The organism is Sphingobacterium sp. G1-14, from assembly GCF_002196555.1.
Taxonomy (GTDB): Bacteria; Bacteroidota; Bacteroidia; order Sphingobacteriales; family Sphingobacteriaceae; genus Sphingobacterium; species Sphingobacterium siyangense.
In genome coordinates this window covers 1,759,552-1,777,877 of sequence record NZ_CP021381.1, presented here as the reverse complement: position 1 = coordinate 1,777,877, position 18,326 = coordinate 1,759,552, and the positions used below count along the sequence as shown (strand labels likewise).

Below are 18,326 nucleotides of genomic sequence, written 5' to 3'. Positions count from 1 at the left end.
TTCCATACACAAAAAAGGCTCGAATAAATATTCGAGCCTTTTTTGTGTAGGATACAACACCTTAAGTATTGTCCTTTAAGCTTTAAATTCTTTTAGGAATTTTTGAAGTTTTGGAGCAATGACTACTGAACAAAATGGATTTTCAGGATGATCATTAAAATAATTATGATGATAATCTTCTGCTAACCAAAATGTCACGGCTGGTTCTACCGTTGTGACAATAGCGTCCTCATAAACATCCTCATTTTCCAATTCGTCGATAAAATTCTGCGCTAAGATCTCCTGTTCTTCATTATGATAAAAAACAACTGATCTATACTGCGTCCCCACATCGTTACCTTGACGGTTTAATGTCGTCGGGTTATGTGTCTTAAAAAAGATTTTCAATAGGTCTTCATAGTTCACCAGCTCTTCGTCATATTCTAGCTCGACAACCTCAACATGATCAGTTGTACCTGTACAGACCTGCTCATAAGTTGGCTTATCTACATGCCCTCCCATATAACCAGGCAATACCGATGTTACCCCTTCAGTGTTTTGGAAAATAACTTCTGTACACCAAAAACATCCTCCTCCAAATGTTGCTTTCATACTTTTATAATCTTGCGTATTTTAATCTTACTTTTTCAAACACTATAGCCGATTTAGTAGCCACAGCGAAAAATGTTTAGACAAATATACTTATTAATCGGCAATGAGATACACTGCTACCAGTGCGAAAAATGGAAGTTTACGTTTCATTTACCACATGAGAGCGCCCCCCTCATACCCATACACCCCTATTTTAATATTAATAGTAGTGTTTTCCTTTAATCAATAAATCTTGTTGTTTACTGTCACAAACCGCATAGGAAAAACCTTGTTGTAGCGCATAGGCACCATATTCGCCTTTTTTATTTATTGCTAAGAATCCTACTTGAATTTCCTTCGCAATTGCAGGTTTCTTCTTCACGATACGCATAACAGCTTCCTTACAGGCATCTTCCGGAGAATAACCCTGACGCATCAATTCGACAACCAAAAAACTACCTACATTCCGTATGACTTCTTCACCAACTCCGGTCGATGTAGCTCCGCCCACTTCATTATCGACATAAAGTCCGGCTCCAATAATAGGGCTATCTCCTACCCGACCATGCATCTTGAAAGCCATACCACTGGTTGTACAAGCTCCGGAAATATTCCCATTGGCATCCAATGCCAACATACCGATCGTATCGTGGTTATATTGGTTTCCTGGCAAACGTTCTGCTGCAAAAGATTGGTTTTCAATATTGGCTACAGGTTTGTATTTTTTCTCCTTCAACCATTCCTTCCACGCTTTTTCACCTTCTGGGGTCAGTAGATTTTCTTCCTTAAAACCATTTTCTAACGCAAATTGCAATGCACCTTCGCCTACCAGCATCACGTGGGGTGTTTTTTCCATGACCATCCGCGCTACTGATATTGGATGTCCAATTTTTTCCATTCCAGCAACAGCACCACAGTTACCATCTGCATCCATGATACAAGCATCAAGTGTGACGTGACCATCGCGATCTGGATAACCACCTTTACCAACTGTCATATTTTTGAGATCGGCCTCGGGCACACGCACACCTTGTTCCACCGCGTCCAATGCCTTGCCTCCTTTGGACAATATTTCCCAAGCGGCTTTATTTGCTGCAATCCCAAAGTCCCAAGTTGAAATTACAATAGGATATTTTTTAACACTGCCCTTTGATGCAATCGTCAATCCTTTCGCATCAAATGCTGTCAATGTCCCCATTGCCGTCGCAGCAATCAAACCTTGCCTAATAAAATCACGTCTTGAACTCATTTCCTTATTAATATTTTATAAAACTATCGCTATTGATTAATTCGGCAAAAAACAATCCTTAAAATTGCCTTCAGTCTACCGAACACAAAAAATTTTCATCATTGACTGCACAAAGACATCGCTTTTTTCTAGTGTATTACACGATCTTACGTCACATCTGCCCCCAATCTACTTCATCGATATGCGCTGGAAAATGCTATTCTACATTTTTACAGCTTCGTGTTAAACTGAAGAAGGATATTGACTTCACAATCAATAAGCAATATTACAAAATGGTTTTAGCAATTAGATAATTTAATTAAAATTAAACCCAACCATTCGTTTTTTAGCAACATAACATCAAAATCACTTAAAAATCGACAATAAAAATTGACTTATATTATGAATTAATCCTATCTTTAGAAACAAACTAATTCGCATGAAAAACACTCTTAAATTCGCTATTTTAGCTTATGCAAGCCTTATAGGTGTTGAAAGCAGTCAGGCGCAGCAGCTAGATTCCACGACTTATTTCAAGATCAAAGAGTTGCAAGAAAACGTAAAACGTGAATTCGCTCCCGATAAAAGAACCAAGATCGTAGCAATCCAAAAAGCGGATATCGCACAGAACCAATATGTGCTTGAAACAACTGAAAAAGATGCTAAGTTCGTTTTGGAGCAAAAGGCAAAAGATATATCAGCCAATATTCAAGTACAGCTCTTGCCTGATGCAAGTGTAGGCGAAAAAACTTCTGGAGTCATCAGGCTCTCCGTTGCAAATATGCGCACATTTCCAGATAATGCTGCGGAGCTGACTAGCCAGGTTTTATTGGGAACGCAAGTGGATCTTCTGCAAAAAAAGAGCGGGGACTACCGTGTCCGCACGCCGGATGGCTATATTGCATGGGTACCAAGTTCGTCCATTGAAGCGATGGACAAAACCATGCTGGCCAATTGGCAGCGAGCAGAAAAAATTATCTATACAGCGGAGTTTGGAAAATCATATTCTGAACCCAATGAAAAAAGCCAACGAGTGTCTGATCTCGTATATGGTGACATTCTTCAGTTAAAAGGACAAAAAAACAACTTTTATGAAATAGCATATCCGGATGGACGTTTAGGTTATATTAAAAAATCAGAAAGTCTAACCTTAAAAAATTGGTTTGAAACGCGCCAGCCTACGGCGGAAAATATTATCGCCAGTGCAAAAACAATGTTGGGCCTGCCCTATTTATGGGGGGGGACATCGGTGAAAGGTGTAGACTGCAGCGGTTTTACCAAAACAAGCTTTTTTATGAACGGCTTCGTGATTCCGAGAGATGCATCGCAACAAGTACTCGCAGGTGAAAAAATCGACATTTTAGATCAAGAAGGACATTTCGACCCTGAGAAAGCACTCAAAAATCTAAAACCGGCAGACTTACTGTTCTTTGCGGCAGGCAAAAACAGCAATCCTAATGCGCGTGTAACACATGTTGCACTCTATATCGGCAATGGAACTTTTATTCACGCTGCTGGATTAGTCCGGATCAACAGTATGCTTAAGGACGCTGCAAACTACGATGATTTCCAAACCCGAACCGTGGTTGCTGCACGCCGTTACCTCGGGACCCACGATAGCGCAATACAGAAAGTCGTTGAAAGCAATTATTACAACAATAAATAAACATAGCGATGAGCAATCAATCTGAATGGATCAGTAAAGATTTTGGGGCCTTTAAATTGAGATTTAGACCTTACACGCTAACTTTGCGCCATGTCTTTACAGTAGCTTCCTTTAGCCGAAGCACAACACCGGTTGTATTGACCGAACTAGAGTATGATGGCATTATCGGTTATGGTGAAGCGAGTATGCCACCCTATCTAGGCGAATCGCAGGAAAGTGTCTTATCATTCCTCAATCAGATTGATCTGACAGGCTTCAACTCTCCTTTTCAAACCGAAGAGCTCCTGCATTATATCGATCAGCTTGCTTTGAAAAACACGGCTGCAAAAGCCTCCATTGATATTGCCCTACATGATATCCTTGGTAAAATTATGAATCAACCCTATTATAAGATATGGGGATTAAATCCTGACCTTATCCCACCGACGTCCTACACCATCGGAATCGATACAGAAGAAATGATCCGCCAAAAAGTCGCCGAAGCTGATCAGTTTAAAATTTTAAAGGTGAAACTGGGTCTTGATACGGATAAAATGATCATAGACACCATCCGTCAGGTTACCGATCGTCCCTTGTGTGCCGATGTCAATCAAGGTTGGAAAACGCGTGAAGAGGCTTTGGAAATGGCACACTGGCTTGCAGAAAGAAATGTTTCTTTCTTGGAACAGCCGATGCCCAAGGAGCAGATTGACGACAACGCCTGGCTTACTGAGCATAGTCCTATCCCTACTATTGCCGATGAAGGATGCCAACGCCTTGTGGATGTTCCTGCATTAAAGGGTGTATACTCGGGAATCAACATCAAACTGATGAAATGCACGGGCATGCGTGAAGCTAAACAAATGGCAGAACTTGCTCGTTCTTTGGAAATGAAAGTTATGATCGGCTGTATGACCGAAACTTCCTGCGCGATCAGTGCAGCTGCACAACTTGCACCATTAACAGACTGGGCAGATCTAGACGGTGCTTTATTAATTGGAAATGATATATACGACGGCATGACCGTGGTAAATGGCAGTTGCCTTCTCCCCGACCGTCCGGGAATTGGAATTGTAAGAAAATAACCCTATATTCAGTGCAATGTTTTTTTCTTAAAGAAAAGATTGCACTGAATTGCTATCGCAAGTTTGACCAACACTCGACAGCACCAAAATATTAACAACTAAATTAATCAATTCACACTTTTATGAAACAACATGTGCTCACAACGTTGTGTCTCATAGCCTGTAGTTCGATGCAGTCTTTATATGCACAACAGATCCAAATTGCTGGTAAGATAACGGACAGCAACGGAAAACCAATTAGCGGAGTTACAATAAATGTAAAAGGCGCTAGCCAAGGGACCTCAACAAACGAAAATGGCCTGTTTACCTTAAACACAAACGCCAATGCGACATTAACTATATCTGCCGTAGGTTATAGCCGACAAGAAATTCAGGTCAATGGCCGAAAAACCATTAGTATTTCACTCAGCAGTGATGAACAGGCATTGGACGAAGTCATTGTCATTGCCTATGGAACGGCTAAAAAGAGTACCTATACAGGTTCGGCAGCACAAGTAAAATCAGATGCCATTGATAAACAACCTGTCACTTCTTTTGAAAAAGCGCTTACTGGCCGCGTTGCAGGTCTGCAAATGTCAAATGGATCTGGTCAGGCAGGTGCAACTTCAGCTATACGCATTCGAGGCATAGGCTCCATGAACGCGTCGAATGAGCCACTCTATGTCATTGACGGTGTTCCAGTCATTTCGGGTAGTGTCGGACAGATGGGCGACTATATTGTCAATACTAACAACGTTATGAGCACATTAAATCCCAGCGATATCGAATCTATTTCTGTGCTTAAGGATGCTGCCGCATCATCCCTTTATGGGTCCCGCGCGGCAAACGGTGTCATCATCATCACCACAAAAAAGGGGAAAAACGGAGATCCAAAGATCAATGTCAAGTCCTCTATCGGCATTAGTCCTTCCTGGGCAACCAAAAATAATGAACCTGCTTCGGTACAGGATCAAATCAATATGCTCTATAGTGTTTTATACGACTCTAGAATAGCAGCTGGTCAAACGGCTGAACAGGCGAATAAAAACACCTTATTCCGCTTAAATTCTTTGGACTGGAATCCAAATTCGGCAAATTACGGTAAACCAACTTCTTCTTATGGTTTTGGTATTCATGGCTATCAATTCAGCACGGATGGAACCTCACAATGGGAAAATGTACATATCTCAGGAAAAACAGATGGTGTAGAGAATCGAGATGGTAAGTATTATGACTGGAACAAAGCATTGTTTAGAACCGGGATATTCAACAGCAACGATATCTCGGTAAGCGGAGCAACAGAAAAAACCAATTACTATGCGTCTTTAGGATACACGCAAGACAAAAGCAGGATTATTGAGAATAACTTCGACAGAATCAATGGTCGGATTAATTTAACGCAAAAGATTGGGAAATATCTCGAATTTGGTTCAAACGTCAACTACGCTAAAAACAAGCTTATTGGGATGAATGACACCAGGAATACAGGAACAAATTACCTGTATCAAGCGAGTAATTTATTATGGCAGATGTATTGGCCAACTGATTATAAAACAGGTAACGAATATACAGCACGTTATGGTAGTCTCGCTTATAATCCGTTGTATTACAACAAGGAATGGGAAAACTCTTCGAAAACAAGCAAATTATCAGCTATAGAATCTTTATCATTAAAGCTGTTACCTGAACTTACATTGAAGACCATTTTCTCCTATGACAGAACCGAGGTCAAAGATCATATCTATTATAGCGCTAAACATTATAACGGTATGGCAGACAATGGCCGAGTCACAGAGGTGTCTACGTCTATTGAAAAATTGGTATCATCCACAACCGCCAATTACAACAAGAGCTTTGGCTTGCATAATATCGGATTATTAGCTGGTTTCGAAGCTGAAAAAAACACGACGGATTTTATCCGTGCTACAGGTAAAGATTTACCATCCTCATCACTTCATACAGTCGCCACTGCAGGTATATTGGATGCGTCGGCCTATTCTTGGGGCAATAATATGATGTCTGTACTATCGCGGGCGGAATATAACTACGATGAACGCTATTTTGCCTCGGCATCATTTAGAAGGGACGGTTCATCCCGCTTGGCACCAGGCCCTCGTTGGGGCAACTTTTGGTCTTTAGCAGCTTCCTGGAATTTAGCCAAGGAATCTTTTATTAAACAGATCGAGGAAATCAATAACCTAAGAATTAGAGGTTCCTATGGGGTAAATGGAACATTACCTACGGATCTTTTTGCTTGGCGCAATTTAACAAGTTATTCCAACAAATATATGACGCAGCCAGGTGGTGGGCTTAATAATTTAGGCAATCCGGACGTAGCTTGGGAGAAAAATTACTCCACAAACATCGCTTTGGAATTTGGTCTGTTCCACAATAAACTATTCGGTACAATTGAATATTTTAACAGAGACTCCAAGGATCTTTTACAGAATGTTCCGATCTCCACAATTACCGGTTTCGGCTCCATATTGCGAAATGTTGGCGAAATGAACAATAAAGGTATAGAGATTGAACTGGGCTCAGATATTGTTAAAAATGAAAATTGGAAATGGACATTAAGTGCAAATGCAGCAATCATCAAATCCAAGATTACAAAACTATATGGTGGACGTGATATCGTCTGGTATGATCCCACAGGTGGAGACGATAGAGCTCGATTTATTTATCGCGAAGGAGAATCGTCTTTATCATTCTTTGGTTTAGAATGGGCAGGTACCGATCAAACCAATGGCAAAAATGTCTGGTATACTAACGATGGTACTGATGGCGATTTTATCTTTAACGGAAAAGCTGCAAGTTATGATTACAAAAAAGCTAAACAAACCATCATCGGAAATGCTAATCCTAAACTATATGGCGGTATAAATTCTGACATCGATTATAAAAACTTTTCATTGGGATTGAACTTTGCTTATAAAATTGGCGGCAAACTTTATGATGCGACATCCAAAGATGTTGCCGATGACGGCTATTATTGGGAACGAATTCATGCCGCTTATTTTACAGAAAATAGCTGGTCACCTTCAAATACGGATGGAACTTACCCAATGGTTACCGGAAGAGATCTGGAAGATGTGAACCAGATCAGCAGTAGACAACTGTTTGACGCGTCATATCTTAGATTAAAGAACATTTCGTTGAGCTATAGATTACCAAATGAATTTTTAAAACGAGCTGGCATCTCCAATGCAAGGGTATTTTTCAATGGAAGCAATTTATTGACTGTTTCGAAATACAAGTATATGGATCCAGAAGTTAACCAATTTGGTACGCGGGGCTGGGAAACACCATTGGCAAAAACCTACACTTTCGGTGTTGAATTTAGTTTTTAACGAAAAAAAACAGTATTATGAAAAAGCTTTTTATTGCCTCGTGCATAACAATATCATTAGCAATCAGCTCTTGTAGCAATTTTTTGGATGTCACACCGACCAATATGGGGGACTCCAATACCTCCATCCAAACTGCTGCTGACGCAAAGGTTATTATGAATGGATTAATGAGTAAAATGGCAAATGTCGCCTACTATGGACGAAATTTCCCGCTCTATGCTGATGCCAAAGGGGGTGACTTTACGATTGCATCCCAAGGCCGCGGTTATGACTATCTTTATGTATTTAATCATTCGGCCTCTTCCAATCCCTATTCAGGCATCTGGACACAAGGGTTTCATACACTCGTGCAGATCAATAATCTTTTGACAAATATCGATAAACTAATCGCTGCCGGTTCGACAGAAAATTTTAATACGTATAAAGGACAAGCATTGACCGCAAGAGCCCTCATCAATTTTGATCTTGTCAGGTTGTATGGCAAACCCTACAACATGGAAAAATCTGCCCTTGGTATTCCTAATGTGACAAAAGTCCTCGAATATAGTACGCAGGAAAAACGTATCTCCGTAGAGGAAAACTACAAACAAATAGTACAGGATCTAAAGGATGCAGAAAGCTTATTGCCAAAATCCAAATCGGATGGATATTTCAGTTTTTTCGCCAATAAAGCACTGCAAGCTCGTGTGTACCTCTATATGAATGATTATGATAACTCGTTAAAATCAGCACAGGAAGTCATAGACTCCAAAGTCTACACATTGTATAGCAATGAAAACTGGGTAAAATCCTGGACAGGTATGTTTGGAACTGAATCTATTCTAGAATTGGGTGTTTATCCGAATGAAGCTGATGCAGGGACTAGTCCACTGGGTGCGATGTTCCGCAGAAAAGGACATGGCAGTACAGCCATATTGGGAAACTTTATAGCCGCAGATCCATTCTTGGCCAAACTTAAGAAAGACGAGACAGATGTCAGATGGGGTGTTATGGCGTATGATGAAGTCGGCACCACCCATTTAGGAGCGGTTTATAAATATAGCGGTAGCACCACGCTTGCCGGTGATAAAAATTCAACAGCAAATAGTACCGCTGTCAATATTAAGGTCATCCGTTTGTCCGAAGTATATCTTATCGCTGCTGAAGCTGCTCTACTAAAATCATCTCCTGACAAGGTCCTTGCAGCAAATTACCTGAATGCAATACGCCAACGGTCTCCAAAATTAGATGTCGCGACCTCAGGCACGATTACTTTAGATATGATTGCCGATGAGAGAAGCAAAGAGCTCCTTGGAGAAGGTCATCGCTTCTTTGATATGATGCGCTGGAACAAATCGATAACTTTTGATGACGATTTAGGAAATATAAGCACAACAAATAGACAAAAAACGATCGATAGAACCTTCTTTAAAACCATTCTTCCTATTTCACTGGATGAGATGAATGCAAACCCAGCTATAGCAAATCAACAGAATACCGGCTACTAGTAGTCTCAAAAAAGAAAAAAGGTCACAGCCTATGCTGTGACCTTTTTTCTTTTTTGAGCTATATTAAGCATTCCTAACTTATCTGATTTTTATACTGCTGTTGCCTTGGTTTTTTCAAATCGACCACCCAACCATTAACTACGGCGTAAATGATCTTACCTTCTTTCCGAAGGAAAAAATCCGCCTGAGCTCCGAGAGCTAATTGTTGTGAAAATTCTATAGCTTTTTTAGTTAATACACGAATTGGAAGGTTATGCAAAACTTCTCCCGGGATCACATTTTCAATCATAACAGCGGCATAGCCTTTTTCAAGTAATCCCATCACGACGGCATCATCTAAATCTGCCAACGAAGCAAATAGCTCCATATACATCTTGGCTGGGCCAAACTCCATTCCTGTAACATCAATATCTACATAACCATAAAAATCTTGCAGATCGCCAATATCTTCAACAATACCCTCTACGTAATAGTCTGATCCAATTGTCTTTTCATTCTGCCGGATGGCAACATCGACAAGCAATGTTTTTCCACTCCGCTCAATGGTCAAATTTCTCAGCAACACATCATGGAGCTTTTCATCATTGAAGGGAATTGCATCGTAATCGGTAATCGAATGCTGTTTAAAGGATTGGTCAGCAATTTCCTCAAATGCTTTTAACAAAGCCACGAAATTATATTTTCGGACCAGCATTTTTTCGGTATCACCAACATAAGCTCCTGATTCAATTAAAATCGTCCTGGCGCCCCATTTTTGAAAATTATCACCGAAACCGCGCGGTGTATGCTCATCGTCATATTTTGCCACTGCATTTGGAACAAATTCCTGAAGGATCTTGTTTATTCCGACAATCACCCGCATCGCATCTCCCCGAGTTTTATTGATACTCCGCGCATAGTCATAAGCAGGCGCCAATAAGGAAATTGTCACTGGCGTATTTGTTCCGGGAATGTTGTAGTAATTGTTTTGGTTATGCAGGTTAAAAGCAAAATCAGGTTTTAGCAACATGGCTTGCGCCTTCAATAAGGCTCCTTCCACTGTTGCTGCTGCCCTTGCATCTCTGTTCATATCCACATCCATGGCTGTCCTACGCTGAAACCTTTCGGTTCCATCAGGATTTAGCATCGGAATAAAATATAAGGTCATTTTTGATGCGATGTCATCTCTAAAGGCATCAAAATCATCATTTTTCCCGTTGAAAAAATTAAATAGATCAAACAGGGCCATTGTCGCCGTAGGTTCATCACCATGCATTTGTGACCATAAAAGTATCTTGATTGGCCCTTGTCCGTATTGTAGTCGAAAGATCGAACGATCTTCAGTGGACTTCCCAATTTCCGCTACAGTGAAACGTCCATAGCTCCGGATATTTTCTAATAACGGTAAAATATCAGCATGTTTAAATCTTCTATGCATCAAAGCCTTTTCTTCATATAAAGAAAAGGCTTTGATGAAATCAACTTTTACTAATTTCATATTAATCTTTTAATGCAGGCTCCATTAAAGCAATCGTTCCTTGCGAAGCATCTACACGGACTTTTGCTCCTACGGGCAAAATAAACTGTTCGGCAATATGTCCAACGACAGCCCCTGTATAAGCGGGTATTTTTAACGGTTTGATATAATCATTGAACAATTGGTCAAGTGTTACGGATCCATAGCCACCAGATGGTTTACAATTGGTGCACTTGCCAAAAATAAAACCCTTAATCGCCCCCAGTACACCAGCATTTTTCAATTGACAGAACATACGGTCAACACGTTCCATATCTTCGTCGACCTCTTCAAGAAAAAGAATTTTATCGTTAAAATCTGGCAGATAAGGTGAACCACATAAGCCGGTCAACACGGTCATATTTCCACCCAGCAATACCCCATCTACTATACCAGGATGAATTGTGGCAATTCGGTCTTTGGTCTGCACAATGCTATCACCTTTGGACTTGGGGTTTTCAAATATTGCTGGCTGATTGGCTACAAATTGGGCATTGAAAGCCTCTGCAAGCTTCTTAGTCCAGGTACTGATACCCACTGCACCATGAAACGTTACAAGCCCTGTCTTGGCATATAATGCCAAAATTAATGCTGTTATATCTGAATATCCCAATAAAATTTTGGGGTTATTGGCGATCAGTCTGTAATCTAATCGATCTAAAAGACGTGATGTACCCGAACCTCCTCTGATGCAAACAATCGCTTTGACGGTCTTGTCTGCAAACATATCATGAATGTCTGCAATACGCTCCTGATCTGTACCGGCCAAATTACCGTAGCGGCTGCGTATATGTTTACCTTCTTTTACTTTAAAACCTAAGGTCTCAAATATCTCACGTGCAATACTAATTGATTCTTCATCATCCAATACACCTGCGGGCGTTATTAAACCTATGGTATCCCCCAATTTTAACCTCGTTGCAAGCAAAACAGCCTGACCGTACAATTCGTCTCTATCTCTGGTTGGCTGCCCCATTCCCAGTACAGGAATAGACAACACGCTTAAAGCAATCGATTTTAGAAAGGCTCTTTTTTCCATTGCTAAATACTATCGGTTGAACAACAGACGTTCACCAACACCCCTTTCAATAAGTTGTCCGTTGGAGAAAGCAAGTTTACCTGATACGAGAGTATGTTCAATCGTTGAACTAAACGTGTGCCCCTCAAATGGTGACCAGCCACATTTCGACAGGATATTCGCTTTCGATACCGTATAAGGTTTATTGAGATCGACCAACACAAGATCCGCCCAATATCCCTCACGAATGTATCCTCTATCTTCGATTTGAAACAATGTAGCCGTATTGTGTGCAGATTTTTGCACTAATTGTTCCAGGGTCATTTTTCCTGCTTTGACCATATCTAACAAGGCTTGCAACGCATGTTGTACAAGAGGCCCTCCACTTGGTGCTGAAGTATAGGGTTGAGATTTCTCCTCAATTGTATGCGGAGCGTGATCAGTCGCTATCACATCGATATGTCCATCCAGTACAGCTTTTAAAATCTGATCGCGATCATTGGCAGTTTTTACCGCTGGGTTCCATTTGATAAAATTACCTTTTGAGGCATAATCCTGATCCGAAAACCAAAGGTGATGAATACAGGCTTCAGCCGTTATTTTTTTATCCTTTAGCGGAATATCATTATTAAATAATGCAATTTCTTTGGCGGTTGAAATATGAAGGATATGCAAGCGTGTATTGTGCTTTTTTGCCAGTTCGACAGCTTTCGACGAAGACAAATAACAAGCTTCCTCAGAACGAATCAATGGATGCATCTCAATTTTTAATCCATCCTCACCATATTTTTCCTTAAATAGGGCCAAATTCGCCTTTATCGTTGCCTCATCTTCACAGTGCGTAGCCACCAAGGTCGGAGCATTCGCAAAAATACCTTCCAACGCTTTTTCATTATCAACCAGCATATTGCCAGTAGAGGAGCCCATAAAAACTTTTATACCACAGACATTTCTTGGATTCGTTTTAAGTACCTCCTCAAGATTATCATTAGCTGCCCCCATAAAGAATGAATAATTGGCCAGCGCATTTTTTGCTGCAATATCATATTTATCTTGAAGCAATTGTTGGGTCAACGTATTAGGAACAGTGTTAGGCATTTCCATAAAGGAGGTTGTCCCACCGGCAACTGCGGCACGGCTCTCATGCCATATATCCGCTTTATAAGTTAAACCGGGTTCTCTAAAGTGAACCTGGTCATCAATAAGTCCAGGTAGCAAGTGTAGCCCCTCAGCATTTATTTCCTGATCAGCAGGATGATTAATTTCCTGAGCAATCATTTCGATTCGACCATTGCTGATATATACGTCAGCAACCTCAACTTTACCTTCATTGACAAGTTGCGCAGATTTTATAAGAATAGATGACATGTTGAAATTTTTACTTTGCTTTAGGTCAAAAGTAAAGATTTGTTGTGGTGATATCAAGTTATCTCGATAAAGAGTTGCCTATATGGAGGACAAATTTCTCCTTAAATTCTCTCCTTCCTCCTATGTCAAATTTGAAATATCCTACTCGTATTTGTCGAGATTTGGCGCAAGACGAATCGCATTAAATCTAAACTCCGGAAAGTTAATCGCAAAAAAAAAGAGGCCCTAGCCTCTCTTTTTATTCTTTATCGAATTTGTATCCTACTCCTTTTACGGTGGTTACATAATCATCACCTATCTTTTCGCGCAACTTGCGAATGTGAACATCAATTGTTCGATTGGTTACAACAACAGAATCTTCCCAAATGCTCTTTAAGATCTGCTCACGCGTAAACACCTTGTTTGGTTTTGAAGCCAATAGATACAATAACTCAAACTCTTTCTTTGCAAGAACAATCTTTTGTTCCCCTTTGTAAACTAAGAAAGAATCTCGATCAATGACCAAATCGGCAATTTCAATCTTATCTTGAACAGTGGCATCTGACTCTTCAGAAGTATTTCTTCTTAAAATAGCGTTTATACGACTCATTAAAGCACGCGGCTTAATTGGCTTTGCTATATAGTCGTCTGCACCGACATGAAATCCTGCGATCTCCGAATACTCTTCACTTCTTGCAGTCAAAAATACCATGAATGTACTTTTGAATTCAGGCATTGCGCGCATGATGCGACAAGCTTCAATTCCGTCCATCTTTGGCATCATCACATCCAAAATGATAAGGTCCGGATTTACTTGTTTAGCAACGTTGATTGCCTCTTCTCCATTTTGCGCTGTAGAGACCTGATAACCTTCACGATTTAAGTTGAATGCAATTAAATCCAAGATATCTTTTTCGTCATCAACAATTAAAATCTTTTGTTTCGAAGAACTCATTTGTCTTATTTTTTTTGCTAAATTATAAACAAAATGATAACAATCAGTTAATCTAATGTTACCAAATTATTAAGTAATATAATATTTAACAATAACACATTGATTACTTAATTGTTTTCTTCAAAAATGCCTCCAGTTCCTCTCCACGCAAGTTCTTTGCTATAATAATGCCGTTCGGATCGAGAATGTATGAGGTAGGCAAGGCTTTAACACGGTAATCAATGACAACCGGTGAGCTCCAAGCCTTCAAATCTGACACATGTGTCCAAGTTAACTTGTCATCTTCGATAGCACGCATCCAGGAACCAGGATTATCATCAAATGAAACGGAGAGTATATCAAAGCCTTTACCATGATAGGTATTGTACAACCTAACGAGATTAGGGTTTTCCTGGCGACAGGGCATACACCATGAAGCCCAAAAATCCACCAAAGTATATTTCCCTTTAAAACTCGATAATTTAACTTCTTTGTTTGAAGGTGTAAAAGAAGTCAACTCAGGAGCAGGTTGCCCAATTGCCATTTTTTTCAGTTTTTGGGTCTCCTCTTTAAACTGTGTTACATATCTGTTCTCCGTAAATTCATTTTTTATTTTATCTGCATAGGTAATGATTTCATTTTCGGCTACTTCAGGATCTAAGGTAGAGATTGCATAAAAACCTGCAAGATCATTGTGCTTATTCGAGAAATCGACTGCTTTTTTTGTATATGCACGCAATTCTTCTGCAAACTTTGATTTATATTCAGCACGAATCTTTTCGATCTCAGCTGCTGTGGAATTGGCCGTTAGCTTTGAAAACACCGTCTGCAATGAGTCCTGTAGATAATCGCGATAATTTCGCTCTTTGGCAAAAGGCTGTATAGTCTTTGACAATTCAGAACCATCAACCTGGTAATCATTTACATCTTTATGCAAATCTGTCTTAAATGTAATTGTCTCCCCCGGAGAAGCAATTAAATCGTACCGATTTTTACCGACACGCAAAGACAACAATCTGGATTGGCTAGCAGGTCGTACAAACTGAAATTTGTTATTATCGCCAAAAAACATAGAATCCAGCTTGGTATCACCTTCATACAATGAAATAACTTTGATATTGCCAGGATTTTCGACATTTCCAGCGATGGTAAACTGTTCTTTATTTTGGCAACCCATCATCAAACCAACGATCCCTACTACTGCTAAAAAAACTGCCTTTTTCATCCGTTTATTTTTATTTGTTAAGTACCTATTCCCAATTACGCAAATGGCTTTGCTCTGTTTGATTCACGCTACATATCGCAGCTTAAAGAATCGTGAAAACGATCAGATTTATTCGGATCTTCCAAGGAAGAAGTCGAATAAATCTGATGGTTTCGTATTGTATATTTAGGAAATAAAATCATCTATTTACATCCTAGTTCAGCTAAGTAGCCTGTTCAACTACCCCTAAAATTTATTTCAAGAAATCTATTGCTCGCTCAATTGCACCTTTTAATCCGGCTGGGTTCTTACCTCCAGCTGTTGCGAAGAACGGCTGACCACCGCCGCCACCTTGGATATCCTTAGCCAAATCACGCACAATATTACTTGCGTTCAACCCTTTTTCTTTGGCCAATTCGTCTGATATGACAACGGTCAAACTTGGCTTACCATCAAATTCAGCACCGATCACCAGGAACAAGTTATTAACAGCCCCCTTTACCGCATAAGCCAAGGTTTTCACCGCCTCTGCACTCGGTAGATCGACGATTGTGGACAAGAAATTAATCTCGCCGACCTGCTGGATCTTTGCTTCCAGATCTGACTTTAACGCTAAGGATTTTTCTGTAATACTTTTCTCTACCTCTTTTTTCAAAGCACCATTCTCATCGATGATTTTACCCAGTGCAGAAACAAAATCTTTCGGATTATTCATGAGCTCTTTCAGGTGGTGAACCAATTCGAAATGCTCGCGGATAACAGCTGCAGAGCGAGTTCCAGTGATCGCTTCTATACGACGTACACCAGCTGCTACAGCAGATTCAGAAACAATTTTGAAAAAACCTATTTGCCCCGTTGCTTTAACATGTGTACCACCGCACAATTCTTTAGAATATTGATCTTCGAAGGTGATTACACGAACAAAATCGCCATACTTCTCACCAAATAGTGCTGTTACGCCCGAATCCAATGCTTGTTGATAAGGTACATTTCGTTCCTCCTTCAATGGAATATTTTCACGAATTTTGGCATTGACAATATCTTCCACCTGTTTGACCTCTTCTTCAGTCATTTTTGCAAAATGAGAGATATCAAAGCGCAAAATATCTGCGTTGACCAATGATCCCTTTTGATTCACGTGACTTCCCAACACCTGCTTCAGGGCAGCATGCAGCAAATGTGTTGCGGAGTGATTGTTTTCAGTATCGATTCTTTTGGTTTTATCGACCTGCGCAACAAATGTTCCTTTCAATTCCAGCGGCAATTTGTTTGTAAAATGTACAAATAGACCGTTTTCCTTTTTCGTATCTGTGATATAAATCTTTTCTCCAGTTTCTTCGGAAACCAATTCTCCAGAGTCGCCTACTTGGCCACCACCTTCGGCATAAAAAGGACTAACAGAAAGCACCAATTGGAATTGCTCTTTATTTTTCGCAACAACTTTACGGTATTTAATAACTTCAGTAACGGCAGTTAACGTATCATAGCCTACAAATTCAAATCCATCATCATCATTTACCACAACCCAATCACCCGTATCTATAGCAGTGGCAGCACGAGAACGATCTTTCTGAATTTGAAGTGCCTGGTTGAAACCTTCCATATCAACTGTTAAACCTTTTTCGCGCGCTAGCAATTCCGTCAAATCGATCGGGAATCCATAAGTATCGTATAATTCAAAAGCAAAATCCCCATTAATTACGGTGTGGTCCTCCACATAATTTTCAAAACGTTGGACGCCCGTAGACAACGTTCTTAAGAATGAAACCTCTTCTTCCAAGATTACTTTCTGTACAAAATCCTGCTGCTGGATCAATTCGTCAAATACTCCGGCGAACTGAGCTGCCAATACAGGTACAAGTTCATTGATAAAAGGAGTCTTAAAGCCTAAAAATGTATACGCATAACGTACTGCACGACGTAAAATACGACGGATCACGTAGCCAGCTTTATTGTTGGATGGCAGTTGACCATCGGAAATTGCAAAACTAACCGCACGAATATGATCAGACACTACCCGCATGGCAATATCAGACTTTTCATCTATACCGTATTTTATACCTGACTTCTCAGCAATAAAATCAATGGTAGGCGTAAATACATCTGTATCATAATTGGAGGTCTTCCCCTGTATACATCGCACCAAACGCTCAAAGCCCATTCCCGTATCCACATGTTTAGCTGGTAACGACTGAAGTGAACCATCTTTCAACCGATTAAATTGCATGAAGACAAGGTTCCAGATCTCAATTACTTGAGGGTGGTCTGCGTTGACCAAACTCTGCCCTGAAGTCTGTACGCGCTCTTCCGGACTACGCATATCGAAATGGATTTCGGAACAAGGTCCACAAGGCCCTGTCTCGCCCATTTCCCAGAAATTATCTTTTTTGTTACCAAGGAGAATTCTATCTTCACCAATCCATTCTTTCCAGAAATCGAAAGCTTCCATATCACGTTCTAAGCCTTCTTTTGCATCCCCCTCAAAAATAGTTACATATAAACGATCTTTGTCTAATTTATATACTTCTGTCAACAGCTCCCAAGCCCAAGCAATAGCTTCTTTCTTAAAGTAATCACCAAAGCTCCAATTTCCCAACATCTCAAACAACGTATGGTGGTAGGTATCGATCCCTACTTCTTCCAAATCATTGTGCTTTCCGGAAACACGCAAACAACGTTGCGTATCGGCAACACGCGGGAATTTGATGGGTGCTTCACCAAGAAACAAATCTTTGAATTGATTCATCCCCGCATTGGTAAACATTAATGTCGGGTCATTTTTTACCACTACTGGTGCTGAAGGTACTATCTGATGCCCTTTACTTTTAAAAAAGTCCAGAAAGGCTTGACGAATTTCTCTACTTGTCATTTAATTATCTAAAAATATGTGCAAACTTACTCAAAATTGGTAGGTTATGCAATGTAGAATTCCATATATTGACCTTGAAACGACTGTTTTCTCTAAACGACCAAAACTTCAATAT

12 protein-coding genes are annotated in these 18,326 nt (G+C 40.2%); 4 read left to right on the top strand and 8 right to left on the bottom strand.

The features are described 5' to 3' along the window. Nucleotides 1-75: 75 nt before the first annotated feature. A complete protein-coding gene (msrA, locus tag CBM24_RS07365) occupies nt 76-591 on the bottom strand; it encodes a peptide-methionine (S)-S-oxide reductase MsrA (protein ID WP_083663801.1) in 516 nt (171 codons plus the stop codon). A 199-nt stretch (nt 592-790) separates the two neighbouring features. Further along, nucleotides 791-1,819 (bottom strand): N(4)-(beta-N-acetylglucosaminyl)-L-asparaginase, encoded by a 1,029-nt coding sequence (locus CBM24_RS07360; RefSeq protein ID WP_088160713.1) that lies wholly within the window; start codon nt 1,817-1,819, stop codon nt 791-793. A 418-nt stretch (nt 1,820-2,237) separates the two neighbouring features. Between CBM24_RS07360 and CBM24_RS07355 the strand changes: the two genes are divergently transcribed. The 4 genes from CBM24_RS07355 to CBM24_RS07340 all read left to right on the top strand — a co-directional run bounded on the left by CBM24_RS07355 (nt 2,238) and on the right by CBM24_RS07340 (nt 9,344). After that, nucleotides 2,238-3,464 (top strand): NlpC/P60 family protein, encoded by a 1,227-nt coding sequence (locus CBM24_RS07355; protein ID WP_088160712.1) that lies wholly within the window; start codon nt 2,238-2,240, stop codon nt 3,462-3,464. A gap of 8 nt (nt 3,465-3,472) precedes the next feature. Then, nucleotides 3,473-4,528 carry a dipeptide epimerase gene (locus CBM24_RS07350; RefSeq protein WP_088160711.1) on the top strand — a complete coding sequence of 352 codons (1,056 nt, stop codon included), beginning with the start codon at nt 3,473-3,475 and terminating at the stop codon, nt 4,526-4,528. Nucleotides 4,529-4,650: 122 nt separating this feature from the next. Beyond that, on the top strand, nt 4,651-7,857 hold the full coding sequence (locus tag CBM24_RS07345) for a SusC/RagA family TonB-linked outer membrane protein (protein ID WP_088160710.1): 3,207 nt from the start codon (nt 4,651-4,653) through the stop codon (nt 7,855-7,857). 17 nt (nt 7,858-7,874) lie between these two features. After that, nucleotides 7,875-9,344, top strand: a complete 1,470-nt coding sequence (locus tag CBM24_RS07340; protein ID WP_088160709.1) for a RagB/SusD family nutrient uptake outer membrane protein — start codon at nt 7,875-7,877, stop codon at nt 9,342-9,344. A 73-nt stretch (nt 9,345-9,417) separates the two neighbouring features. Here CBM24_RS07340 and CBM24_RS07335 read toward each other — a convergent pair whose 3' ends face one another. The 6 genes from CBM24_RS07335 to alaS form a co-directional block, all read right to left on the bottom strand. Beyond that, entirely contained in the window at nt 9,418-10,821 is a 1,404-nt protein-coding gene (locus CBM24_RS07335; RefSeq protein ID WP_088160708.1) for a M14 family zinc carboxypeptidase, read from the bottom strand. A 1-nt stretch (nt 10,822) separates the two neighbouring features. Continuing rightward, nucleotides 10,823-11,878, bottom strand: a complete 1,056-nt coding sequence (locus tag CBM24_RS07330) for an LD-carboxypeptidase (protein ID WP_088160707.1) — start codon at nt 11,876-11,878, stop codon at nt 10,823-10,825. A gap of 9 nt (nt 11,879-11,887) precedes the next feature. Beyond that, nucleotides 11,888-13,225, bottom strand: coding sequence for a dihydroorotase (locus CBM24_RS07325; RefSeq protein ID WP_088160706.1), 1,338 nt, complete (start codon nt 13,223-13,225; stop codon nt 11,888-11,890). Nucleotides 13,226-13,463: 238 nt separating this feature from the next. Beyond that, a complete protein-coding gene (locus CBM24_RS07320; protein ID WP_088160705.1) occupies nt 13,464-14,159 on the bottom strand; it encodes a response regulator transcription factor in 696 nt (231 codons plus the stop codon). A 103-nt stretch (nt 14,160-14,262) separates the two neighbouring features. After that, complete coding sequence (locus CBM24_RS07315; RefSeq protein WP_088160704.1) at nt 14,263-15,363, bottom strand: TlpA family protein disulfide reductase; 1,101 nt, start codon at nt 15,361-15,363, stop codon at nt 14,263-14,265. Nucleotides 15,364-15,595: 232 nt separating this feature from the next. Next, complete coding sequence (alaS, locus tag CBM24_RS07310) at nt 15,596-18,211, bottom strand: alanine--tRNA ligase (protein ID WP_088160703.1); 2,616 nt, start codon at nt 18,209-18,211, stop codon at nt 15,596-15,598. Between the last annotated feature and the right edge of the window lie 115 nt (nt 18,212-18,326).